A 24,129-nucleotide genomic window follows, 5' to 3' on the forward strand; every position below is an offset into this window, starting at 1 on the left:
TTAATCCTCCCTACGCCTTCTCGATTTTGACACGGCAATCGTTTTCACTGTTATTGCCTTTGCATATTCTGGATGGTCTGGCGCTGGTTACTGTACTTACACAACCACCGACATCAATCCCGGAGCTGTTAAGATTTACCCAGCCGCCTTGTCCCATGGCTGCTGTCCCTTTAGGAACTCTCTGAGTAACAACAGCAGAAACATATATTTTACCTCTGTCGTTGCTGACAAGAAGTCTGTCACCGTTCTGAACACCTATACCCACAGCATCTGCAGGGTTAATCCAGATAGGTTCATATACGCCGTCATCCCATACGCCGTCTGTCCAGCTTCTTTCGGGGTTAAAGTAGGCAGGGTTACCGTCTGCGTCTTTTTTATAGCACTCATTGAGGTATGCAATGTTATTCAGGGATGAGTGTGACCTGTACATCATGTGCCATGTAAGCAGTGTGAAGCTGTATCCTTTCGCTTTGAGACCAAGGGGGTCATCGTGGCAGAGAGGATCACTGGGGTTGATATCGTCAATGGCATGTCTGCCTTCAATTGTGGGTATGTACATGGGGATGGGGTACACAAATCTTCTGGCGGTGCTGCTTCCGTAATGTTTGGAATATATTTCACCAGTTCCGTATAATGTGTCCTGACCGCCGGCATCAGCTGTTACAGTATCAATATTTTCATGATAACGGGCTTCATAGTCTTCCATCATGTTAAGGCAGTAAGCTTCAAACTTACCTGATGCTGTAGCAAGAGGACTGCCGGATGGGTTAGCACGGTAAGCTTTGTGGTTAACTGCGTATTCGGAGTAAGTTCCTGCAAATGAAGCGACACCTTTTTCACTCCATTCGTCAAAATCCATACCATACGCAGATTCGAGATTGGCTGAATCAAAGCCGGCTCTCATTCTGGCATCCATTCCTTCCTGACCTTCAGGAAATCCGCCGAGGAAGTCGTCTTTGTAGCCAAGTTTTTCTGCTATACCTGTGCATATGGAGTATTCATCAAGAGCCTCGCCGGGAGCATCAATTATCTTGTTGAGCTTGATGGCAACTTCGCCTGTTTCCCACATATTTGCTGAACCGGGTTTTTCGCCCACGACAGCAGAAGGAAGAACATAGTCGGCAAGTATAGCTGAGCCTGTAAGGAACGCATCCATATTAACTATAAGCTCAAGCTTGTTTTTATTCTTGAAGATCTCTCTTGTGTAGCCGGTATCGCAGTGCTGGTTATGGGTTACGTTACTTCCGCATGAGAAAAGCACCTTGAAAGGAGTTGTAATTTTATTAATCTGTCCGTCATTCCATTTTGACTTAAGCCCGGCGTAGCCTGCATTTTCAACTGCATCGGGAATTGTGAAAACGGAAAGGTTTCCTCTCTGGGGAGTCGGCACATAAGCAAGGGGAGCTGTAAGCCTTGTGCTGTCGTATATTTTACTTGCGAGGCTGACACTGTTACTAACTCCGGAGCCGAGGCTGTTGCCGGGCAGAGGAACACTCATATTGTTCATTGTTCTGCCGTAGCATGCGCCGTGTATACCGAAGTTTTTTGTCACAGCAGAAAGAATACGGAGAAGCCATATAATCTGCTCTGCTTCAGCACCTCTGTTATATCCGAGACCGCTCCATGTAGTAACCTTGGTATCAAGGTACATATCAGCAAGTTCACGGATTTTAGCAGCGGGCACACCTGTAATCTTTTCTGCCCATTCAGGAGTTTTGGGAAGCTGTCCCCAGATGCTTACTGTTTTGCCGTAGAGGTCATCATCAGTATTTACGTTATATCCGATGGTGTCAGGATATATTGATGTTGCTGCGTTGTGCCCTTTTGTCACGAGGAAATTATCGTTTCCGAGGACATAGGCAGAAAGAGAACCGCCTGCGGGCACAGCATAGTTTACTGTGTCGAGATCTCCGTGGTATGATGTGTTTCCGTTGTCAAAGAATCCGTAAACATATTCATTGATAAAGTTTTTATCAACATCGTCGTATCTTTCAACAATAATCCTGTAAAGCATGGCAAGAACAAGCGCAGGGTCGGTGGCTGCTTCAACATCCACAAAATTATCCGCAACAGTTGCAGTTGTTTTAGAGAACCTTACATCCACGGTTGTAATAGGTACGCCGCGTTCTTTTATCTGCTGAAGATACCAGCCTGAGTTTGTTCCGATAATGGATTCGTGGAAGTTACAAGACCAGAGAACAAGGTTGTCAGCATTTATGGCATCCTGTTTTGCGTTACCCTGAGGGTTTGAAAAGCCAACACCGTCAACAAATCTGGCAACGTGCTGAAGTGTGGGTGAGCTGTATGACAGATAGTATGAAGTGTATCCGCCAAGAAGATTAAGCAGTCTTCCGGCTGAACCTGTTGACCAGCCTGTAACATCACCGGAAGCGTACTGAAGATGGAATGCTTCGGGACCATACTGATCGCTTATTGTCTTCATTTTCTGTGCTATTTCAGTATATGCCTGTTCCCATGAGATTCTGACAAATCCGTTTATGTCGCCTCTTTCTCCGGTCTGTTTCAGAGGGTAAAGGAGACGGTCATTACGATAGAACCACTGTTTTCTTGAACGACAGCGTACACATGAACGGTACTGAGGTTCATCGCCTTCTGCTATGCTTTTATCGGGACGTTCATCAGTGGTAATTCTTTTGATTACGCCGTCCTTAACATAGTATTTACTTACGCAGCGTCCGCCGCAGTTGTGAGGGGTTGAACCCATTATTACAGTTTCTGTTATCGCCGGAGGAGTAAGATTTGATTCCTCGTCCTCTTCCATGTATGTTTTTCCGCCGTCACCGGAGCCGCCGCAGCCGTAAACTGCTGCTGTCGCACCTACTGCGCTCACTCCCTTAAGGAAATCACGGCGGGTTACCTGATTAAGTTTATCTTTAAGACTCATATTATCCTCCTAATTACCGACCCAAAAACTGCTTCCATGCGTTTTTGAGCAACGTTACGCCCGGGATAAACCCGTGCTATACTCCACTTCACTGCATATTATGCAGTCCTGCATAACATCAGCTCCGTGAGGCACATCCCTGTGCCTTTCAGTATGCATTAGGCGCGTGCGCCGTTTTGTGGCATACAAAGCATGTGTTGTCCTGCACGGGGTAGTGGCAGTTGTTACAGTGTCTCTGAAGGCTTGCTCCCGAACCGCCCCAGCCGGGTCTGTGGTCAGCAGGGGGAGTTACGCTGTGACACTCTATACAGCTGTCTTCCTTATGGCAGGTCGTACATGAACTTCTGTCCCATCTCGCCTCAAGTCCGTGACCTTTCTTTGTCCACGAAGGCGTATGGTTTCTCGGAGATACCTCCTGATGACACTGGATACAGCTCACCTGATCTGTATGGCATTCAAGGCATTCCTGCTTGTTTACCTTGCTGGCTGAACCGTGTCTGTTCATCCAGGACATGTCATGGCTGGAGGGTTTATTGGATTCCACGGCAAAGGCATACATCGCTATAAGCAGCATACCCATTACCATAGAGAGTACAGTTATCTTCGCTTTCATAAATCTCCTCCCTAGAAAATAATGTTAGCCCACAGCTCTGCCGTGTAGTTCTTGTCAAGGCTGGAATCAACATCATCATAAAACTCTGTGTCTTCCATGCTCAAGTCAGCCATAAGGCTTAAGTACTGCACAGGCTGATACTGTCCGCCGACATAGTAGCTTCTCACGGAGTCCTTCCTCTTGTCGTTTACGTAGTCATACTCGTAACGGTTGAAGGAGGTTCCTGCCCAGACATCCATAGTGCGTCCTACTTTCTGGCTTATCTGAACACCGTACTGAAGACGCTCGTTGTCGTCTGAGTCCGCTGTGTTTTTGATGTCCCAGTAGTCTACACTGAACGATATGTAAGTGTTCTCTGAAGGGAGTCCGAAAATGTCGAATTTACCTTTGATTCTCGAATAATCACGGTTGTCGAAGTTCTCTTTACCGCCCACTGCCTTAGCCTCATAGGCGAGACCCGCTGCGAAGTTCTGAAGAAATGACTGATAAACTGCCGCTTCATACTTGTTGTACTTGCTTGCAGCAAGAAGCGTGTTCGTCAGAGGGTTCACTACGTAAGAGTTCTCATAGTCAACCTCGTCAAGAAGACCCTCATACTTCAGGGTGACGATAGTGCCTGTGGCAGCTACTTCATACACGCCTTCGGCGTTCACTGTGGCTGCATCATTCAGAAGCGTGTACTCAAGAACAACATTACCGTTAGGGATAGCCTGATCAACTCTCAGCTTAGTGTAGTCGTCTTCTATGTCTGTCACATCAAGACGGACATACTCGGCACCTATCTTAGTTGTTTCCATCACCTTTACATTGATTCCGCCGCCGAAAACAGTGTCGTCATCAATATCGTAATAGTAGCTTACGGGCTTGCCTCCGAAGGCATAGACCTCAACCATATCACCGAGTTTCACTGAAGCGTCTGCTCCGTCAAGCTGGAAGGTGTTCTGGTGGGAAAGATAGAAGCGTCCTACGTTGAGGACTGTGTTCTTGATTACGCCGTCGAACTGAGCATAACCGTGGTAAAGTCTCGGAGCCCAGTCATCGTAGCCGAGCTGGGTATCAAGAGCGTCACGGTGATAATAGTAGTAATCATCGCCCCAGCTCTTCTTGTGGTCTCCGTCAATGTCATCAGCGAATCTTGCGAAAGCGGCAAATCTTACTGTACCGTCTCCAAGCTTAACTGAATCTGTGTGGACTCTCAGATACTGATAAAAGTCCTGATCGTCTGCGTAGTCGTTTGTACGCAGTCTGTAGCGTGACGTCAGCGTGAGGTAGACCTTAGTGTCATCTGTAAGACCTATACCTTCGTAGCTCTCCTTAAACTGTCCGGGAGAGACCTGCTGCGTCCAGCTGTCCGGCGTGTTTGACGCGCCGTTCTCAAATGCTTCCGCCTTCATTGTCAGCGTGGACAATAAAAAACAGAAGAGCATACACATAACCGACAGGTAGCGCATACTTCCTCCTTGTAGAAATAAATAACAAACGTTAATGGTAAACGCTGTAATTAACATACGCCTTTCGACTGCCATTAAAACTGTGAATAAGTAGTAAAAAAATGGGTACTAAGCGGGTAGAACAATGGTAAATAGTTTCTTAACTAATAATAATTTATATCTCTAGCGATAAAATCTTACAGAAGTCATAATATCAGCGGTGAATAAGCTCAACATTATTTTTAAGGTAGAATTTAAACTCTTCCACAGAGTCAGGAACTCTCACTGCAAGAGCTTTTTCAGAGCATACTTTAAGACAGTTTCCACAGTCGGAACACATGCTTTTATTAAAAGCGATCCCAGCTTTTTTTAAAAATTCGCCGTTATCCTCACTTATTTCAGATAAGGCGCCTGTAGGGCAAAGCTTATAGCATATACCGCACAAACGGCATTTCTCACTGTTTATATACCGGATCCCTACCCATTCCCTGACCAGATGTTCATTAAACTCAGCATCATCCTTAAGGATCCTATAAAGAGCAAAATTAAGCGCTCTTTTTCTGATCGGTAAATCAACTGCAAAAGAACTTTTCTTTTTACCGTATAAAATTTGATGGCTGAAGCTATTCATTATACCAGTGGCGGAGGATTTTGTTTTTCGGTTCAAATGGCGGAAAAAGTCCCGTCGGGAAATAGGGCTGCTTATAGAAGTCTTTGCGGCAGCTTCCTCGATATCCACTGTTATTCTGTAAATGCTGCGTGCTTTTTCTGCTTCCTTTTCAGCGGCAGAAGCACCATTAATACGGCGGCATTCGGTACATTTTTTATGATAAAGCCTAATTTCTTCGGCTCCGGAAGCAGCGCAGAACAACATGGTCTCCGCTGTTACATAGGAGAGGCAGGGAACACGTATTGCACCGCTGTTATCAATATCAGAACATTCGGAGCAGATAATCTTCACCGGATCAGAACCGGCAGATTTTGAGATCAGTGCATCAAAATATGTTTTTTCAGAAAAACCTTTGACAGAGAGCGCTCCCACCTTACAGGCATTAACACATCTGCCGCACGCTGTGCATTTGTCCTGCTCAATAAACACACCTTCACTGCTCACTGTTATCGCAGAGACAGGGCAGACTGCCGAACAGTTAGTACAGTCTGCCCTTTTATTGCGCTGCCTGACGCATTTGCAGATCTCGATTCTCACGGAACTGTCAAATGCGCTGAGGATCTTGTCTGCGGTACGGAGTCTCCCGAACATATTTTTTTCAGATTTCTGTTTTAAGATGCCCTGACAAATCAGCCAGAAAAGAAGCGTCTATCAACGTGAACCCGAAAGTAAGCTCACCCAGCATTCCGTAAAGACCTTCAGGGTCATGATGCATTAGGTCTCTGCTGAGTGCAGGAAGCCATTTAAGCAGGTGTTCATGTATAAAAGAAAGCTGGCCGTCCAGTTTGCGGATAATTTCAGGCAGATCCTTCCCTGCGTTAATATCATTTGCTGTTTCATTGTTGAGTGAACCAAGAAAACTGAGTTCTGCGGCTATATGATCCTCCGGTTCATGGAAAGTTTCACTTATACCGTGACCGTATTCAGCATAAAATTCAACTACCTGATCTCTCGGTTCCTGCATCACCAGCCTTTCCGGTGAAAGATAAACAGATTCAAAAGGATTTATATTATCTGACGCTTCATTTGAAATATTAAGAAACAGAGAAACAAATCTCCTTGCGTAGTCTTCCGTCAGTTTTTTTTCATCTTCAAGTGATTCCATAAATGATGCAATGCGTGATACTGCATTTTTGTATGCCTTGTTTTCCGTTTGGCTCCCAAGTTCACGCAGCATAGGAAGATAACTGCGTATCTGTTCAAGATACTCATGGTCTATTTCGCTGGAAAAGCCTCTCGACAGGAAATTGTATATGCTGCCCCGAAGTGCAATGACATTCAGCAGATCAATTTCTTCCGCCACATCCTGATTTTTATTACTCATATCTGTATCCTCCAATAAAAGTGCCGCATTATGTAGGCTGCTGCCGCAGAAAACCGCAGCAGCAGCTATTAAGAAATTATACTTTTTTTGCTCTGGCTTTGAAAATAATATTAGGTTTGGTGTAGATGCCCATAGAGGGGATCTCGTCACTGGCAAAATTTTCCAGTGTTACTACAGCATTCGGATATTTTGCTTTGAGTTCCTCAATAGGCCCGCATTCAAGGGCTCTGCCCACACATGCCGCAACGCAGGCAGGTTTAAGCCCTTCACTTATTCTTTCATAACAAAGAGTACATTTTGTCATGCGGGGGCGTTTAGGGTCTGCATCCGCATAGCTTCTGAACTCAGGGTCATAGAACTGAGGCGCATCCCACGGGCAGGCATCCTTACATTTTCCGCAGGAAATACAGTATTCATTATTGACAAGTACAGCACCAAATTTGCTCTCTTTCTCTATAATCTGCATCGGACATGCTTTTACGCAGGCTGGCTCATCACAATGGTTGCAGCCTATCGAAACATTGAGAACATCAATATTAGGCGGAACATCGCCATATTCTGTAGCTGTAACTCTGCGCCAGTTTTCTTTCATATGATATTTTCTGTATTCAGCATAGTTCTGTGCACCGGTACTTCCGCTGAGTGCTTCATATGCAGACGGGTTATCATACTTACCCGTTTCAATCCATGAGAGAGGAACATTCAGTGAAACGTCCCCTCTTTTATCATCATTCCATGATTTGCAGGCAAAAACACATGCCTTGCAGTTAAAACATCTTGTCTGATCGAAATAAAATCCCCATTGACTCATATCCCACTTCTCCTTCACTACATTTTGTCAGGATGAACTTTGCTGACTTCGCACAGGTTGCCGACTGTAGACAGAATATGCCCGCTGGGAACAAGCGGATCAGATGCTCCGGTCGGTCTCCCTTTGATAAGCGAGTTTACGTTTCCGCCGACATCCACAGGAATAGTGTGTTTTTCCGCCACACCGTCTCCGTTTGTGTCGTACCATGCATCGTATGTTTCAGAGCTGCTAGCCCTGTACCATGCGCCCTGTCCGATGACGATCGTTTTGGGATGTGTTCTCTTTGTCAGCTCAACTTTCAGCTTGATGCATCCGTTGTCATTGTAAATGTAAACCATATCACCATCGTTTATACCTCTTTCTCCGGCATCAATGGGGTGCATCCACACAACCTGCGGCATAACATCTTTCAGCACTGCAAGGTTATCGTACTGAGCGTGCGCCCTCTGAATTATGTGAGGAGTGGCAAGCTGAAGAGAATATTTCAAACCTTTTTCGCCTACTTTTCCGCCGTTTTCCAGTATATCCTCATAGCCCTCTTCAGGTCTTACATACTGTGCGCGGTAAACGCCAAGAACTGCTCTGCCCCTTTCCGCAAGGTAAGGAGACCAGAAGTTGATCTTACCTGTATCGTTAGGGTATTTACCCGGCTCAATAGAAGAAAGAGCAACGAGGGTTTTATCAAGAGGAACAGGAAGCTGAATATCCGCTTCCGATATCATTTTCTCATACGTGGGAAGCTTCGCTGAAGAATCTATGGACATATAGCCCGCAGGGATGGATGCTCCCTCCCACTGAGTTTTCATTATCTCCTCATCGTCTGCTCCGCCTCTTTCCATATCAAGACCCATTTTCTGAGCAAGCATCTGGAGAATAAGCCAGTCGGGCTTTGCTTCATAGAGAGGTTTGACAGGTCCGTTGCAGGCAAGCTGATCGTCCGTATATCTGTTTGTAAAATAACTTCTTTCAAAGTTATGAGTTACAGGGAGGACTATATCAGCGATGGAAGCCTCTGTTGACATGTGCATTTCGTGAGCAACAATGTATTTGATTTTGCTTCTGTCACAAAAGGTCTGGATATTTTTGCTGAGGGTAGGTGACTGGTTGAAGGGCGATGAGTCGCCTGAACCTCTGTAAACCATCTCTATTTCCACTTTTGCATCAGCACCGAGATCTATACCTGTCGCCACCTGAACATCACTGCGGAGCTGTTCTGCTGTTCTGAAATCCCTTCCGGTAAGCACAACGTCAGAGAGCTGCCATCTTGAAACAGACACTGCCTTACCCACTGTAGGCGGGTTTACTGAAGCTGGTTCAGCACCAAGGGATATCTTATAGCCATCACCGAACCTTATTTCTCCGGGACCGCCGCCGCGTTTGTTTATGTTACCTGTCATAGCGCTGAGAGCAATAAGCAGCCATGAATAGTACATGCCGTGCTGCGCTCTGTTTGCTCCGCCATTGTATGCGGAATGGATGAAAGCAGGTTTTGCAGTTGCATATTTGATTGCAAGCTTTTCAATAACATCAGCCTTTACGCTGGTGAGTCTTTCAGCCCATTCAAGGACTCCCTGATAGCTTCCGTGTTCTGTTTCGAGCCCTTCAAGGTATTCCACAAATGACTGCCCGGCAGGCACGGTGAATGTTTTACCATTATAGGACTCTTTAGTAACAGGGTGCTTCTGTGTTGACTGGCTCACAACTGAATCGCCGGGGTAGAAGCCGAAGCAGTAATCGTTGATAAAGTCTACATCATGCAGGTTGTTTTTGTAGATAACATAACACATTGCAGCCTGAAGCGCCGTATCCATGCCTGATCTGACAGAAATCCACGCAGGTACACCATCAACAGTTCCTGTCCCCATAGTTGAAACAGTATCAGTATGTCTACAGTCGATAACTATAACAGGTATTCCCGCTTCTCTGGCTTTTGTCATGTAGAAGGGAAGATTGTTTCTGGTAACTCTGGAGTCATTTGACCAGTTTATAATCAGACTGGAGTTAAGCATATCCAGAGCAGTGTTTGTCTTAATAAGGCTGTATGAACCGATTGAAGCGTACCACGCATCAGCAAGACCCCCGTAAGAAGCGTTGCCGAACCAGTTTACATAATTACCCAGCTTACTTGTGATACCGCCAGTATCAAGCACAGGCATGTAACCAAGGGCGCTTTCTCTGGCTTTCATCTCGGTGAGCCACCCAGCTATGGTTTCAAGAGCCTCGTCCCAGCTTATTCTTACAAAGCCGTTTCTGTTGCCTCTTTCCAGAGTCTGTTTCATGGGGTACTTTATTCGGTCAGGAGAATAGATCCTTTTGACCTCACTCAGACCTTTCATGCAGCAGCGCCTCTGAATGGGTGAAAGGGATTCATCTGCAGCCTCAGTTCCGCCCCATACTCCGGGAACAATACCGTACTGGTTTACAGCAAAGAGTTTTTCGGCGTTCTTTTTTGCTTTATCGTATGAGATATCACCGGGAGATGTAATTTTAATCACTCGTCCGTTTTTGACATGAAGCTTAAGCACACAACAGCCGCCGCAGTGAACGTGGTGTCCGTGATTAACTTCTTTTACCGATTTATCAAATATCAAACCGTCCTGCGGTGTAACAACAGGGTTTTCATATGGGCTCCCGCCGTCTCCGTTTCCGCCTCCGCAGCCGTAAACCGCAGCAGTGGCACTTAATGCTCCTGCCCATTGCAGAAAACTTCTGCGTGTAAGCTTTGTTTTATTAGTTTTTCTTTCAGTACTCATAGAAATTCTCCTGAATTAAACAATAAACATTTTAATTATCTTTCAGTATGCATTAGGCGCATGCGCCGTTTTGTGGCATACAAAGCATGTGTTGTCCTGCACAGGGTAGTGGCAGTTGTTGCAGTGTCTCTGAAGGCTTGCTCCCGAACCGCCCCAACCGGGTCTGTGGTCCGCAGGGGGAGTTACGCTGTGACACTCTATACAGCTGTCTTCCTTATGGCAGGTCGTACATGAACTTCTGTCCCATCTCGCCTCAAGTCCGTGACCTTTCTTCGTCCACGAAGGCGTATGGTTTCTCGGAGATACCTCCTGATGACACTGGATACAGCTCACCTGATCCGTATGGCATTCAAGGCATTCCTGCTTGTTTACCTTGCTGGCTGAACCGTGTCTGTTCATCCAGGACATGTCATGGCTGGAGGGTTTATTGGATTCCACGGCAAAGGCATACATCGCTATAAGCAGCATACCCATTACCATAGAGAGTACAGTTATCTTCGCTTTCATAAATCTCCTCCCTAGAAAATAATGTTAGCCCACAGCTCTGCCGTGTAGTTCTTGTCAAGGCTGGAATCAACATCATCATAAAACTCTGTGTCTTCCATGCTCAAGTCAGCCATAAGGCTTAAGTACTGCACAGGCTGATACTGTCCGCCCACATAGTAGCTTCTCACGGAGTCCTTCCTCTTGTCGTTTACGTAGTCATACTCGTAACGGTTGAAGGAGGTTCCTGCCCAGACATCCATAGTGCGTCCTACTTTCTGGCTTATCTGAACACCGTACTGAAGACGCTCGTTGTCGTCTGAGTCCGCTGTGTTCTTGATGTCCCAGTAGTCTACACTGAACGATATGTAAGTGTTCTCTGAAGGGAGTCCGAAAATGTCGAATTTACCTTTGATTCTCGAATAATCACGGTTGTCGAAGTTCTCTTTACCGCCCACTGCCTTAGCCTCATAGGCGAGACCCGCTGCGAAGTTCTGAAGAAATGACTGATAAACTGCCGCTTCATACTTGTTGTACTTGCTTGCAGCAAGAAGAGTGTTCGTCAGAGGGTTCACTACGTAAGAGTTATCATAGTCAACCTCGTCAAGAAGACCCTCATACTTCAGGGTGACGATAGTGCCTGTGGCAGCTACTTCATACACGCCTTCGGCGTTCACTGTGGCTGCATCATTCAGAAGCGTGTACTCAAGAACAACATTACCGTTAGGGATAGCCTGATCAACTCTCAGCTTAGTGTAGTCGTCTTCTATGTCTGTTACATCAAGACGGACATACTCGGCACCTATCTTAGTTGTTTCCATCACCTTTACATTGATTCCGCCGCCGAAAACAGTGTCGTCATCAATATCGTAATAGTAGCTTACGGGCTTGCCTCCGAAGGCATAGACATCAACCATATCACCGAGTTTCACTGAAGCGTCTGCTCCGTCAAGCTGGAAGGTGTTCTGGTGTGAAAGATAGAAGCGTCCTACGTTGAGGACTGTGTTCTTGATTACGCCGTCGAACTGAGCGTAGCCGTGGTAAAGTCTCGGAGCCCAGTCATCGTAACCAAGCTGGGTATCAAGAGCGTCACGGTGATAATAGTAGTAATCATCGCCCCAGCTCTTCTTGTGGTCTCCGTCAATGTCATCAGCGAATCTTGCAAAAGCGGCAAATCTTACCGTTCCGTCTCCAAGCTTAACTGAATCTGTGTGGACTCTCAGATACTGATAAAAGTCCTGATCGTCTGCGTAGTCATTCGTACGCAGTCTGTAGCGTGACGTCAGCGTGAGGTAGACCTTAGTGTCATCTGTAAGACCTATACCTTCATAGCTCTCCTTAAACTGTCCGGGAGAGACCTGCTGCGTCCAGCTGTCCGGCGTGTTTGACGCGCCGTTCTCAAATGCTTCCGCCTTCATTGTCAGCGTGGACAATAAAAAACAGAAGAGCATACACATAACCGACAGGTAGCGCATACTTCCTCCTTAATGGATTTGAATAAATTTGCACATCAACGATGTTCTATTCAGAATAAACCTTTTTGATGCACGGGTAACAGTGAATAAACAGTAAAAAAGAAGGTACTAAGCGGGTAGAACAGCCATAAATAATTTCAATGCTAACAATAAGATATATCCCCATATAAATAATATTCATTAATAACTATATGCAGCTGTTAAACTTAGTGTTAAATATCAAAAGGATAGGCTGGCTGAATTTTCAAGAATGAATTTATTTACATAATGGAGCATTCGGGTTATTATTTTCGGCTCTAAATAACTTCGGGGACATTGCTGTGAGTACAAATATAAAGAACGAAATTTCAAGAAGACGCACATTTGCCATCATATCCCACCCTGATGCGGGTAAAACCACGCTCACCGAAAAACTGCTGCTTTACGGCGGGGCTCTGGATCTGGCTGGTTCTGTAACGGCAAAGAAAAAACAGCGTGAAACCTCCTCCGACTGGATGGAGCTTGAAAAAAAGAGAGGGATATCCATCTCCTCCACAGTTCTTCAGTTTGAATACAACGGCTACCAGTTTAACCTGCTTGACACCCCCGGTCACAAAGACTTCTCAGAAGACACTTACCGTGTTCTCCTTGCGGTGGACGCCGCCATAATGGTAATCGATGCGGGTAAGGGAATAGAAAACCAGACATTGAAGCTCTTTGAGGTTTGCAGAAAAAGGGGAGTACCCATTTTCACATTTATGAACAAGCTGGACAGACCGGCGAAATCACCCCTTGAGCTTATTGATCAGGTGGAAAAAGAGCTTAACATACAGACTTTTCCTGTAAACTGGCCTTTGGAAAGCGGTCCTTTTTTCAAAGGCGTTTATGACCGTGTGAAAAATCAGGTTCACCTTTTTGAAAAAGTCCCGGGCGGAGCTTACAAAGCACCTGTTTCTGTGCATGACTTCTCTGACGACAGTGTCAGGGAAAAGCTCAGCGAAAAAGCCTATGATGAAATAGCCGAAGAACTCGAAATGCTTGAGTTCGCTCACAACGGACTTGATATGGATGAAGTTCTTTCAGGCAGAACCACTCCTGTATTTTTCGGCAGTGCGGCAAACAACTTCGGTGTTGAGCTTCTCCTGAAAGGCTTTCTTGAATACTCCGGCGAACCGGTGCCCAGAAATGCAGGCGGCGAACCTGTACCCCTCGATAAACCGGGTTTCACAGGCTTTGTTTTTAAGATACAGACAAACATGAACCCCAAGCACCGTGACAGGATTGTCTTTATACGTGCCTGCTCCGGTAAATTCACAAGGGACATGACCGCCTACAATACCCGCACAGGCAGGGAAGTCCGCCTTGCCAACTCACAGAGCGTCTTTGGTCAGGAGAGAGAGATCAAGGAGGAGGCATACGCAGGCGATATAATCGGCTTTATCACCAACGCCGACCTCCGCATAGGCGACACCCTCACCACTGATCCCAAGATTATATATAACGAGATACCACGCTTCGCACCCGAAGTATTCGCATATATGGAAAGCAACACCGTATCAAATTACAAGGCATTCAGAAAAGGGATCGATCATCTTCTGGCGGAAGACCTTGTTCAGTCCTTCGAGCTTGCCGGCTCAACAAGCGCAACTCCTCTTTTGGGAGCTGTCGGTCCCCTTCAATTTGAGGTTCTTCAGTACAGGATGAAAGACGAATACGGCGTTGATGCGGTGCTAGTTTCAAAACCGTGGACAGTTCTCCGCTGGGTTGATCCTTCGGTTTCCGCTGATGATCTTAAACGTGTTGTCCCCTATGACTGTTCTTACGGAAAGGACGATAAAGACAGGCTCGTGATTCTCTTCCCGAACTCATGGACAATGCGTTATTTTGAAGAGAAGAATAAAGATATAGTTCTCCACGAGTCACCGGCATCGGAAGATTAGGGGAGACTTTCTTTTAGAATACTTTCCAGTTCCCTGTCCGCTTTAATTTTATCGCCAAGAGCCGCAGGCATCTCGTTCCAGAGAATATCCCTGTATATTTTCAGCAGGTTGTCGTCAATAATATCATGTGCGGCAAACTCTGCTGTCAGGCAGGCCGTGTCGTGAAAGAAAGCGGTATCCATTCCCAGGATACTCATGATTCGGAATTTAAGCTGATTTCTGTTTTTCATTAAAGACAATGTAAAATCTGGGCTTTTTTCTCTGCCGTAGTAGCCGTTTTCCCCATGAAGGCGGTAATAGATAAGCTTTTGATTCAAAAAACAGGTTCTTGACATAAAAGCAGACTGAATAACCACAGTGTCATCAGCCTGTATTCTCCAGTCATTTTCATTTTCCACAGGAAAAATTTTTTCTGCAAGACGTCTCGAGACGGAAAGAGTTGATGTGATACTGCCCGGATATGCGTATCCGTAATAAGCGGGGAACATATTCCAGCCGGAATACACGAATCTCTTCAAGGAATCGCTGCATTTGCTTCCGTCCTCGTTAAGACCCTGATGGTCGGTGTAAATATATTCACGCCCGCTCTTGTGAAGCTTTGCTGTCTCTTCAAGTTTTTCAGGGAAATACATGTCGTCACTGTCAAGAAAGCAGATGTATTCACCGGATGATGCTTCAAATCCGGCATTAAAAGCACTTGCCTGCCCGCCGTTTTCCTTGAAAACGCAGATAACCGATTCATTTTTGGCCGACAGCTTCTCCGCAATCTTTCTCGAATCATCAGTGGAACCGTCATCGACCAGAATAATCTCATAGTCAGTGAAAGTCTGCCTGAAAACAGAGTCAACAGCATCTTTTAAGTATCTGCCGTAATTATAGTTATTAACAATCACCGAAAAGAATGGTCTTTTTTTCATAGCTTGTTCCAAACTGTTTTTCAGGTGAGTTCTTTTTCTATCTTCTTCATTCTTTCTATGAGATACCTTTTAATAAGCGCTTCCTGTGAATGGTCGGGGAAGGTTTCCAGCCCCATTTTACATATTTCCTCGCAGAAAATATATTTGAGCTTTCCTCTGAGAATCATCTCCTTTCCTTCATCAAGCGGAAGAATGAAACTGAGCCTCATTTCTGATTCAACGGCTGCTATATTCTCCTTAAGACTCAAAGAAATGCCCCTCAGAGACACATCAACAATCTCAACATCCGTACGGTTTCCTTCCGCAAATAAAATAGCAGGAATAGGTTTTTCCGGCTGAAGACGGTATATCTTCCTTCTGTCAAAGGGTTTTTTAAGTACGACAAGATTAACAAACTCAACAACACAGGTTTTCTTGTCAATACTCTTAACATCCGCTGTGATCTGTTGTGGGAGGAGTTTATGGGTTATACATGTATATTTCTCTATCTCAAGGGCTTTTATCTGTTCGGGATGAACCTGCATAGTTATACGGTCATCTCCGAATATTTCAAGAATATCGGCAGAGTGAAACACCCGAAGCCCTTTATAGGAGTTGAGCAATTTTGCGGACGTGTCGCTGTTTTTAATAAACCTGAACATTTCACGTATTTCAGAGCTTTCAGTATCAAACTTTTTAAGGGGCTTACGCAGAACTTCAAGGGCTTCCAGAAGGCGGACATGAGTATCCGGTTCAAGAATGCTCTTTTCTATATCACCGCAAAGCCTGCACATTGCCCACGCTATGGTTCTGGTAAGAGGCATCACAGCAGCATTCCTGTTTAGTCCGGCGTCTCTCATTGCATTGCTAAAGTCCTCAGCAGGCTTATTTCCGGGAATATCAGTAAAGCAATTATCAAAAAACTGTCCGGCACTGAAGAGAACCTCATGATCGGGCATAGAACTGTTTTCTTTTTCGTAAAAGCCGCAGAACACCGAAATAAATTCTTTTTTCTCAAATGTGCAGTCTTTCAGCATAATCCACCCTCAGACTTTATATGTCAGGTAATTTTTATCGTATTATAGTGGCAAGAATACATTAAAACAATGATGAAACCAACAATCAATTCAGACAGTTGTAATTCTTGAGCATAAAACATGCTTATATTGATAAACTATTCGTTTATTAGTTCACCAGAGATAAATTGTTTTTTTATCAAAAAAGAAATTATAGCGATTTGATGTGATTTTATGAAAAATAAGTTTGAATTTCCAGAAATTATGTTATAGTAATTTCCGAGGGGGGAGTCCTTCTTCTTTCGGAAGGCTCTCATGGGAATAGCTTTATTTTCTTATTCAGGCTGTATTCCCGCATGTTTTCTTAAAATGAGTCCAAAAGAATGAAGGAGGCGTATGCCTCCTTTTTTACTATATGGATTTTTACTGAACAAAATTACTCTGCCATGTTCAGATATTATAACTCATATGAATACTTTTTAATTTTCGGAGGAGAAATGAAAAAGATCTTTATACCTGTATTTTTACTTGCAGTCGGTTTTTTGATTCTCATGAGTGCATGGCCGACCATAGTTGAATCCAGAAAACCGATTAACATGTTTATAGCAAAAGCGAAAGCAGAAGGCGCACTACCACTTCTGCAATTTGTAAATACTGCTGAAGAAGGCACAACTGCCGAGTCAGAAGTTGCTAAGTTTAACAAAATGTCCGGAGGGCTCACGCTTGCCGCAGGTGTTTTCCCTGCATCAGAAAATGCCGACTCACTTCTTCACTATAATATACAGTCCCCTTCTTTCATTATTTTCGATGCTGACGGGAAAGTAGCTGTTCAGCAGAACGGATTGGCAAATGCCGCAGAGCTGCTGAAAATGACACAGGATGTCCATACCCATTAAGAGGCGACATGCGCGACGACGCTGACATATGCCCGATATGCGGGAAAAACAACAAGTGTACTGCTCATAAGCAGGACTCCGGTAAAAAGTGCTGGTGTGTGGGCAAGCCTCCGCTCCCTTCTGAAATCCTTATGCAGTATGAGTGGCGTCCGTGTTTCTGTGAATCCTGTTACGATAAAATAATTTCGCAAACCAAAGATAATAAGCAATAGATACCCCCGGGTAAACCCGGGGTTCTATGCTTTCGCCATGCTATCGCATGTTTTTTACAGCTCAATCTTGAGCTGTCCTGAATCCTGTTGCCCTTGCATTTCGACGTAATTTTTAATTACGTCTTCATTCAAACCAATACTGCTAACGAAGTAGCCTGGCGACCACACTATATTTTCATTCCAGTATACTTTTTCTAACCAATCAAAAAATTTTCGCATACGGGAAGCCAATTGGCTTTTTAATCTACCCATAACATCTGAAATACTATATTTGGAAGGAATAATTATAACCATATGCAAATGATCTAAGTCAAAGCCAATGGCTTCTATTTCAACGCCAGGCATACTTCTCAATAAACTGGGCAACGTTTTACGAATATAAGAACAGACACCAGGCTTCAGGATCTTTCGACGGTATTTACAAACCCAAACTACATGATATTTCAAGTAATAAGCACTGTGAGAGGTCTTAATGATTTCCATAGAAAAGTATACCGTCGAAAGGCTCATTCATCCACGCTTAAAAGCGTGGTGTTCTGTCTTCGACCGCATAAAAAAGGGCGGCAAAGCCGCCCTTCGTTTTTTATAATCCAAGAACATCATACATATTGTAAAGCCCCTTACCTCTGCCCTTCAGCCATGCTGCGGCGGAGATAGCTCCTTGCGCAAAAGTGTCTCTGGTGTGCGCCCGGTGAGTTATTTCTATGCGCTCACCCTGCCCGCAGAACATTACTGTGTGTTCGCCTACAATATCTCCTGCACGGAGAGTCTGCATGCCGATTTCTCTATCAGTACGTTCACCGATTATACCTTTGCGGCAGAAAGCACCGTCCTTATCAATATTCCTGCCTGTGGCATTTGCCACAACCTCTCCCATCTTCATAGCTGTTCCGCTGGGAGCGTCTTTCTTCAGCCTGTGATGAGCTTCAACTATTTCTATGTCATATGTATCGCCGATGGCTTTTGCCACCATCTCAAGGACTTTGAAAGTAAGGTTTACGCCCAGACTCATATTAGGAGACAGAAGAAGGGGCATTTTTTCCGCCGCCTGCTTCAGCTTATCCGTCTGTTCGGGTGAGAAGCCTGTGCTCCCCACGACAACAGGCACGCCGAGGCGCACATAGCTGTCCAGAATATTCATTGTGGGCTCACATCCGGTAAAATCTATTATTACATCACAGTCTTTAGCCGCAGTCTCAAGATCAGAGGTTATAGCCACGCCGTTTTTGCCGCAGCCTGCAACTTCTCCGGCATCCATACCGAGAAAAGTGCTTGCAGAATGCTCAAGAGCACCCTTAAGCTCCGCCTTGGTGCTTTCCGCCAGAAGACATATTATGCGGCGACCCATTTTGCCCGCCGCACCGACCATACAAACTTTTGCTTTATCCATTAATAATTACCTTACAAGTTTTATGCCCGCATTAGTGAGGGCGGTTCTGAGTTTTGCTGTTCCTTCATCTGTCATGGGAACAAGGGGAAGCCTGATCTCTTCTCCGGCAAGCCCCATGAGATAAAGCCCCATTTTCACCGGAATGGGGTTTGTTTCAAGGAAAAGCGCCTTAAAAACTGGAAGCAGCTTGTAGTGCAGCTTTCTGGCTGTTTCCATATCGCCTTTTTCAAACGAGTCCCACATGTCGCCCATGTCTTTAGCCACAACGTTTGTTGAAGCAGAGATAACGCCTTTCGCTCCGATGCAGTAAAGGGGATATGTAAGAGAATCTTCACCGCTTAGGAGAGCAAAGGAGGAATCTGTTCCGTCAATAATTTCAGCCGCCTGATCCATTGAACCGCTGGCTTCTTTTATACCCACTATGTTATCAATCTTAGAAAGCCTGATAACAGTCTGCGGGAGGACATTTACCGCTGTTCTTCCGGGAACATTGTAAAGCAGAAGGGGTATCTTCACTGATTCGGCAATTGTTTTAAAGTGCTGATACAGACCTTCCTGAGTGGGTTTATTGTAATAGGGGGTGATAACAAGCGCACCGTCAGCTCCTGCTTTTTGTGCGTGCTGTGTAAGGAAAACAGATTCATGCGTGCTGTTGGAACCCGAACCGGCGACAACCGGAACACGCTTTTTTACCTGATCTATGACAATTTCAATTACTCTGCAATGCTCTTCATAAGTGAGAGTGGCGGATTCTCCGGTTGTTCCGCAGGGGACAACGCCGTCTGTTCCGTTCTCGATCTGGAATTCGACAAGGTTTCTTAAAGCCTCCTCATCTACTTTTCCGCTTTTCATGGGGGTCGCTATAGCTACAAAGCTGCCTCTGAACATCTATTCCCTCCGTTCATCAGTACATATATGATTCTTCGGTGAACTCTCCGGTGTAGATAACTCTTGCCTCACCTTCAAGGTAGACCTTTTCATCGCTTTCAATATAAACCTTAAGATCTGTCCCGCCCATTGTGCGGAGAGTTACCGGACTTTTCGCCAGACCGTCCTTAACGGCAAAGATGGCGCAGGCAACAGAGCCTGTTCCGCAGGCGAGAGTTTCATTCTCCACGCCTCTTTCGTAGGTTCTGATCCTGAAAGTGTCTTCCCCTGTTTTTGTATATGCGTTGAAGTTTGTTCCCTTCGGTGCAAAATACTCATGGTAACGGACTGCTCTTCCTGTGCCTGATATATCAAAAGAGTCAATATCATCGACAAGGAGAGAAGCATGGGGGACACCTGTATTTATAAAGGAAAGCTCACGTTTGCTTCCGGCAACGTCAAGCGCTATACCCTTTTTATAATCAAAAGGTTTTGTCATAAGCACCTTGACATTAACGTCCTCCCTGACCTCCGCCTCAATAATTCCCGCAAGGGTTTTAAAGCGCATGGTTTTACCGGCTATTCCGTTTAGGAATGCGTATCTGGCAACGCATCTTGCGCCATTTCCGCACATTTCCGCCACAGAGGCATCGGAGTTAAAGAACTGCCACTGAAAATCCGCTTCATCCGAATTTTCTATGTAAAATACACCGTCAGCACCCACAGAAAGACTTCTGGCGCATATTTTCGGTATAAACTTTTTAGGATCAAACCTGTTCATTTTGCCGTCACGGTTATCGACAATAATAAAGTCGTTTCCGCTGCCGCTCATTTTCCAGAACGCAATACCCATGTTCACCTTCTGCAAGAGATAAAAAGATTACGGGCTAAACTCCCGCATTCACGAATAACACTTTGAGGTAAAAATAACACCGAGGGCTTTTTTTGTCAAAATAACATTTGGAATTTATTCAGCCGGAATACGGGCAGAGAGAAAATTTTTTATTTCTTCCTCAATATATTTTTTTAATTTAGGACAACCTGAGGCAACTTCCGGTGAAAGTGTCATGTCCATTTGAATTGATTTTACCTGAATACCGTAGAGAACCACAACAGGCGGACGGTATCCGGCCAGTTCGGCTGTGAGCAGAAGATCTTTCATGCCCATCTGATGAGGGGAAAGTTTATTTTCAAATACCGGAGCAACATCCTCACCCTCAATCTTCACAACTGTTCCGGCGGGAAGGTCAAGATCCACAGCATCAGCGATCACAAGTCTGTCCGCCCACTCAACAAGAGGCAGTAGATCAAGCCCAAGTGTTCCTCCCTCAATAACACGCAGATTTTCATCCTTATCTGCATATTTTTCCTCAAGCTCACGGACAACCAGCGCACCTGCGGCATCATCATTCATAAGCACGTTTCCTATGCCAAGAACAAGAAGTTTCATCAATCACCATTTAAAATAAGGGAGCCCCGAAGGACTCCCCATAATTTGTTTAAAGTATCTGCACTTTGCTCTTAAGCTCATTTTTATCATCATACACATGAACGGCGCATGCAAGGCACGGATCATAGGAGTGTATGGTTCTGAGTATTTCAAGGGGTTTTTCAGGGTCAGCTATGGGAGTGCCGATGAGCGCCTCCTCATACGGGCTTCTCACACCCTTGTCATCTCTGGGGGCAGCATTCCACGTTGTAGGAACTACCGCCTGATAGTTTTTAATCTCTTTATTCTGGATAACGATCCAATGTCCCAGAGCACCTCTGGGAGCTTCATGCCAGCCGTAGCCCTGTGCCTGTACAGGCCATGTTTCAGGCTCCCACTTGGAGTTATCCTGTATTGCGTAGTCTCCGGAGCCGATGTTCGCCGCCAGAGCCATGAGCCATTCTTCCATTTTCTGAGAGACAACAAGAGTCTCCACAGCCCTTGCCGCTGTTCTTCCGAGGGTGGAGAAAAGAACCTCCGGTCCGACACCAAGAGTGGTAAGAACGTAGTTTACAGCATCCTGAACCTCTTTCTGTCCGGAAGCGTAAGCCACAAGCATCCTCGCCAAAGGTCCGACCTCCATAGGTTCGTCTTCATATCTGGGTGATTTTACAAAAGAATACTTCTGCTCAACATCAAGATATTCATAAGGCGGTTTGGGGCCGGTGTATTTTCTTTCAGTTTCTCCCTGCCACGGGTGGAGAGGACCTGTGTCCTCATACCATGAGTGTACAACATCTTCGGTAATCTTAGCCTGGTCAACAGGGTGAATTGTTGACAAATCACCGTTTTTGATTATTCCTGCAGGAAGCCAGAGATTGTTGGGGTAACCTTCTCTGCCGTCAGGGAACTCCCCGTAGCAAAGATAGTTGCCGGATGTTTTGCCTATTGAAGCCCAGTCAAGATAGAAGGGTGCAACGGCTATAATATCCGGTACATATACTTTTTCCACAAACTCTCTGGCGAGCTTGTTGCACTCCATTATCATAGCTATTTTATCAGCATTGATCGCATTCTGGCTGTTGGGGTCGCACGGGATAGACATTCCGCCAGTGAGGAAAGTCTGCGGGTGCGGGTTTTTTGAGCCGAGAATAGCGTGTACTTTTATTATCTCTTTCTGCACTTCAAGAGCCTGCAGATAATGAGACGCAGCCATAAGGTTTGCTTCAGGGGGCAGTTTATAAGCCGGATGTCCCCAGTAGGCATTGCCGAAGGGTCCGAGCCTGCCTGTTTTTGCAAAAGCGGCAAGCCTGTCCTGAACACCTTTGAAATAATCCTCGCTGCTGTATTTCCAGTCGGATATTGACTGCTGGAGAGCAGCAGTTTTTGCCGGATCGGCAGACAGGGCAGAAACTATGTCAACCCAGTCGAGGGCATGAAGATGATAAAAATGAACCATATGATCCTGAACATACTGCATGCCCATAATCACATTTCTTATCATCTCAGCGTTAAAGGGAACTTTCATCCCTACGGCATTTTCAACCGCCCTGATGGACGCAATGGAGTGAACAGTGGTACAGACACCGCAGAATCTCTGCGTAATGTACCATGCGTCACGGGGGTCACGCCCTCTGAGGATTTTTTCTATACCTCTGAACATGGTGCTGCTTGACCATGCGTCGGTTATTACTCCGTTCTCGACCTTTGCTTCTATTCTTAAATGCCCCTCAATTCTGGTAATGGGGTCAACGACAATTCTGTCAGCCATCTAAACACCTCGCCTACTTCTTCTCGTCTTTTTCGTAGTACTCTTCTTCCACACGCTTCACTGTTCCGCGGTTGCGTATAATGCTCACCACGCCGTGAACGGCGAAGAATGCCGTAGCCACACCCACAAGCTTGAGACCGACACTTGTTGCGCTGGATTCCACGCCGAAGCCCGGTACTTCCGGCAGCCTTCTGTAGAACGGGCTCATAGTGTCTATGAAGCCGGGCTCTGAACAGCCCACACAGCCGTGGCCAGCCATAACAGGCCAGCTAACACCGTCATTCCAGCGTATAGTGGGACAGTTATGCCATGTCTGCGGACCTTTACAGCCCATTTTATACAGACACCAGCCCTGTCTGTGACCTTCGTCTCCCCATTTTTCCACATACTGACCTGCGTCAAAATGACCTCTTCTTTCGCAGTTGTCATGAATGCGTTTGCCATGGGCAAATTTGGGACGAAGCTGATTATCAAGAGCGGGAAGTGTTCCGAATATGAGATAGTGTACGATGAGAGCGGTAAGATTGTCACAGTTCATGGGACAGCCGGGGAGATTAACCACAGGAACCCCTTTAACTATATCGGCAACGCCCTTCGCCCCAGTGGGGTTAGGATACGCGGCAGGAATTCCGCCAAAACTCGCACAGTTGCCCACTGCAATAACCATTGCGGCACCCGCCGCTGCTTTTTTAAGCTGGTTTTCCGCCGTGTCCCCTGCGATACAGCAATATACGCCGTCATCATCAACAGGTATTGAACCTTCAACTATGAGAACATATTTGCCTTTATTTTTTTCCATTGAATCATGTTTCGCCTGTTCAGCCTGATGCCCTGCGGCAGCCATAAGCACTTCGGCATAATCAAGGGAGATTACGTCAAGCACAAGATCCGCCGCCTTGGGGCGTCCCGAACGGAGAAGAGATTCAGAGTCGCCGGAGCAGCTCTGGAATTCGAGCCAGATCACAGCCGGACGATTATCATCCTCCAGCGCCTCTGCAACTTTGGGAGCGAGAGCCGGCGGCAAAGCCAGCGTTGCGCTCACGGCTGTACAGAATTTCAGAAAGTCTCTTCTGCTGACACCCAGCAGTTCCAGTTTCTCACGCAGTCCCATGAACAGTACCTCCATTTTACGATAAACGGGTTATCCTGTAAAAACTATTAAACCTACATATTTTGATATTACTAGCCCTATGCTGTTAACATAGAACATTTTTTTATACATAAAAAGAAAGCTGACACAACCCGCCGGCAACGCACAAAAACGGACTG

The 24,129-nt window shown here is 45.7% G+C and carries 21 protein-coding genes; 3 read left to right on the forward strand and 18 right to left on the reverse strand.

What is annotated here, in order from left to right; translation table 11 throughout:
* Nucleotides 1-10: 10 nt before the first annotated feature.
* The 9 genes from ACYRYY_RS08060 to ACYRYY_RS08100 all read right to left on the reverse strand — a co-directional run bounded on the left by ACYRYY_RS08060 (nt 11) and on the right by ACYRYY_RS08100 (nt 12,464).
* Complete coding sequence (locus tag ACYRYY_RS08060) at nt 11-2,905, reverse strand: molybdopterin-dependent oxidoreductase (RefSeq protein WP_460215090.1); 2,895 nt, start codon at nt 2,903-2,905, stop codon at nt 11-13.
* Nucleotides 2,906-3,053: 148 nt separating this feature from the next.
* The gene (locus tag ACYRYY_RS08065) at nt 3,054-3,518 is read right to left on the reverse strand and encodes a hypothetical protein (RefSeq protein WP_460213486.1); all 465 of its coding nucleotides are present in this window, start codon (nt 3,516-3,518) and stop codon (nt 3,054-3,056) included.
* 11 nt (nt 3,519-3,529) lie between these two features.
* Nucleotides 3,530-4,969: a hypothetical protein gene (locus ACYRYY_RS08070; RefSeq protein WP_460215091.1), complete on the reverse strand. Its 1,440-nt coding sequence runs from the start codon at nt 4,967-4,969 to the stop codon at nt 3,530-3,532.
* Nucleotides 4,970-5,162: 193 nt separating this feature from the next.
* Entirely contained in the window at nt 5,163-6,209 is a 1,047-nt protein-coding gene (locus ACYRYY_RS08075) for a DUF362 domain-containing protein (protein ID WP_460215092.1), read from the reverse strand.
* Between the two features lie 7 nt (nt 6,210-6,216).
* Nucleotides 6,217-6,942, reverse strand: coding sequence for a TorD/DmsD family molecular chaperone (locus ACYRYY_RS08080; RefSeq protein WP_460215093.1), 726 nt, complete (start codon nt 6,940-6,942; stop codon nt 6,217-6,219).
* A gap of 76 nt (nt 6,943-7,018) precedes the next feature.
* On the reverse strand, nt 7,019-7,753 hold the full coding sequence (locus ACYRYY_RS08085) for a 4Fe-4S dicluster domain-containing protein (protein WP_460215094.1): 735 nt from the start codon (nt 7,751-7,753) through the stop codon (nt 7,019-7,021).
* A gap of 17 nt (nt 7,754-7,770) precedes the next feature.
* Nucleotides 7,771-10,506: a molybdopterin-dependent oxidoreductase gene (locus tag ACYRYY_RS08090; protein WP_460215095.1), complete on the reverse strand. Its 2,736-nt coding sequence runs from the start codon at nt 10,504-10,506 to the stop codon at nt 7,771-7,773.
* A gap of 42 nt (nt 10,507-10,548) precedes the next feature.
* Entirely contained in the window at nt 10,549-11,013 is a 465-nt protein-coding gene (locus ACYRYY_RS08095; RefSeq protein WP_460213486.1) for a hypothetical protein, read from the reverse strand.
* Nucleotides 11,014-11,024: 11 nt separating this feature from the next.
* Entirely contained in the window at nt 11,025-12,464 is a 1,440-nt protein-coding gene (locus tag ACYRYY_RS08100) for a hypothetical protein (RefSeq protein WP_460215096.1), read from the reverse strand.
* Nucleotides 12,465-12,784: 320 nt separating this feature from the next.
* On the opposite strand from ACYRYY_RS08100, the gene ACYRYY_RS08105 reads away from it, so the two are divergent.
* Nucleotides 12,785-14,383: a peptide chain release factor 3 gene (locus tag ACYRYY_RS08105; RefSeq protein WP_460215097.1), complete on the forward strand. Its 1,599-nt coding sequence runs from the start codon at nt 12,785-12,787 to the stop codon at nt 14,381-14,383.
* Here the strand turns inward: ACYRYY_RS08105 and ACYRYY_RS08110 are convergent.
* Both ACYRYY_RS08110 and ACYRYY_RS08115 read right to left on the reverse strand, forming a co-directional pair.
* Nucleotides 14,380-15,300, reverse strand: a complete 921-nt coding sequence (locus ACYRYY_RS08110) for a glycosyltransferase family 2 protein (RefSeq protein ID WP_460215098.1) — start codon at nt 15,298-15,300, stop codon at nt 14,380-14,382. The two genes, ACYRYY_RS08105 and ACYRYY_RS08110, sit on opposite strands and share 4 nt — an antisense overlap.
* 20 nt (nt 15,301-15,320) lie before the next feature.
* Nucleotides 15,321-16,316 carry a PilZ domain-containing protein gene (locus ACYRYY_RS08115; protein WP_460215099.1) on the reverse strand — a complete coding sequence of 332 codons (996 nt, stop codon included), beginning with the start codon at nt 16,314-16,316 and terminating at the stop codon, nt 15,321-15,323.
* Nucleotides 16,317-16,792: 476 nt separating this feature from the next.
* Between ACYRYY_RS08115 and ACYRYY_RS08120 the strand changes: the two genes are divergently transcribed.
* Both ACYRYY_RS08120 and ACYRYY_RS08125 read left to right on the forward strand, forming a co-directional pair.
* Nucleotides 16,793-17,191: a hypothetical protein gene (locus tag ACYRYY_RS08120; RefSeq protein WP_460215100.1), complete on the forward strand. Its 399-nt coding sequence runs from the start codon at nt 16,793-16,795 to the stop codon at nt 17,189-17,191.
* Nucleotides 17,192-17,199: 8 nt separating this feature from the next.
* The gene (locus ACYRYY_RS08125) at nt 17,200-17,403 is read left to right on the forward strand and encodes a cysteine-rich CWC family protein (protein WP_460215101.1); all 204 of its coding nucleotides are present in this window, start codon (nt 17,200-17,202) and stop codon (nt 17,401-17,403) included.
* A gap of 54 nt (nt 17,404-17,457) precedes the next feature.
* On the opposite strand, the gene tnpA is transcribed toward ACYRYY_RS08125, so the two are convergent.
* From tnpA to ACYRYY_RS08160, 7 genes are all read right to left on the reverse strand, one after another.
* Nucleotides 17,458-17,913, reverse strand: coding sequence for an IS200/IS605 family transposase (tnpA, locus tag ACYRYY_RS08130; RefSeq protein WP_460213869.1), 456 nt, complete (start codon nt 17,911-17,913; stop codon nt 17,458-17,460).
* Nucleotides 17,914-17,986: 73 nt separating this feature from the next.
* Nucleotides 17,987-18,793: a 4-hydroxy-tetrahydrodipicolinate reductase gene (gene dapB / locus ACYRYY_RS08135; protein WP_460215102.1), complete on the reverse strand. Its 807-nt coding sequence runs from the start codon at nt 18,791-18,793 to the stop codon at nt 17,987-17,989.
* Nucleotides 18,794-18,799: 6 nt separating this feature from the next.
* Nucleotides 18,800-19,681: a 4-hydroxy-tetrahydrodipicolinate synthase gene (dapA, locus tag ACYRYY_RS08140; RefSeq protein ID WP_460215103.1), complete on the reverse strand. Its 882-nt coding sequence runs from the start codon at nt 19,679-19,681 to the stop codon at nt 18,800-18,802.
* Nucleotides 19,682-19,697: 16 nt separating this feature from the next.
* Nucleotides 19,698-20,513 (reverse strand): diaminopimelate epimerase, encoded by an 816-nt coding sequence (dapF, locus tag ACYRYY_RS08145; protein ID WP_460215104.1) that lies wholly within the window; start codon nt 20,511-20,513, stop codon nt 19,698-19,700.
* 114 nt (nt 20,514-20,627) lie between these two features.
* Entirely contained in the window at nt 20,628-21,110 is a 483-nt protein-coding gene (locus tag ACYRYY_RS08150) for a hydrogenase maturation protease (RefSeq protein WP_460215105.1), read from the reverse strand.
* A gap of 49 nt (nt 21,111-21,159) precedes the next feature.
* Entirely contained in the window at nt 21,160-22,860 is a 1,701-nt protein-coding gene (locus tag ACYRYY_RS08155) for a nickel-dependent hydrogenase large subunit (protein WP_460215106.1), read from the reverse strand.
* Between the two features lie 13 nt (nt 22,861-22,873).
* Nucleotides 22,874-23,971, reverse strand: a complete 1,098-nt coding sequence (locus ACYRYY_RS08160) for a hydrogenase small subunit (RefSeq protein WP_460215107.1) — start codon at nt 23,969-23,971, stop codon at nt 22,874-22,876.
* Nucleotides 23,972-24,129: the final 158 nt, after the last annotated feature.

This window comes from Geovibrio sp. ADMFC3, from assembly GCF_054687035.1.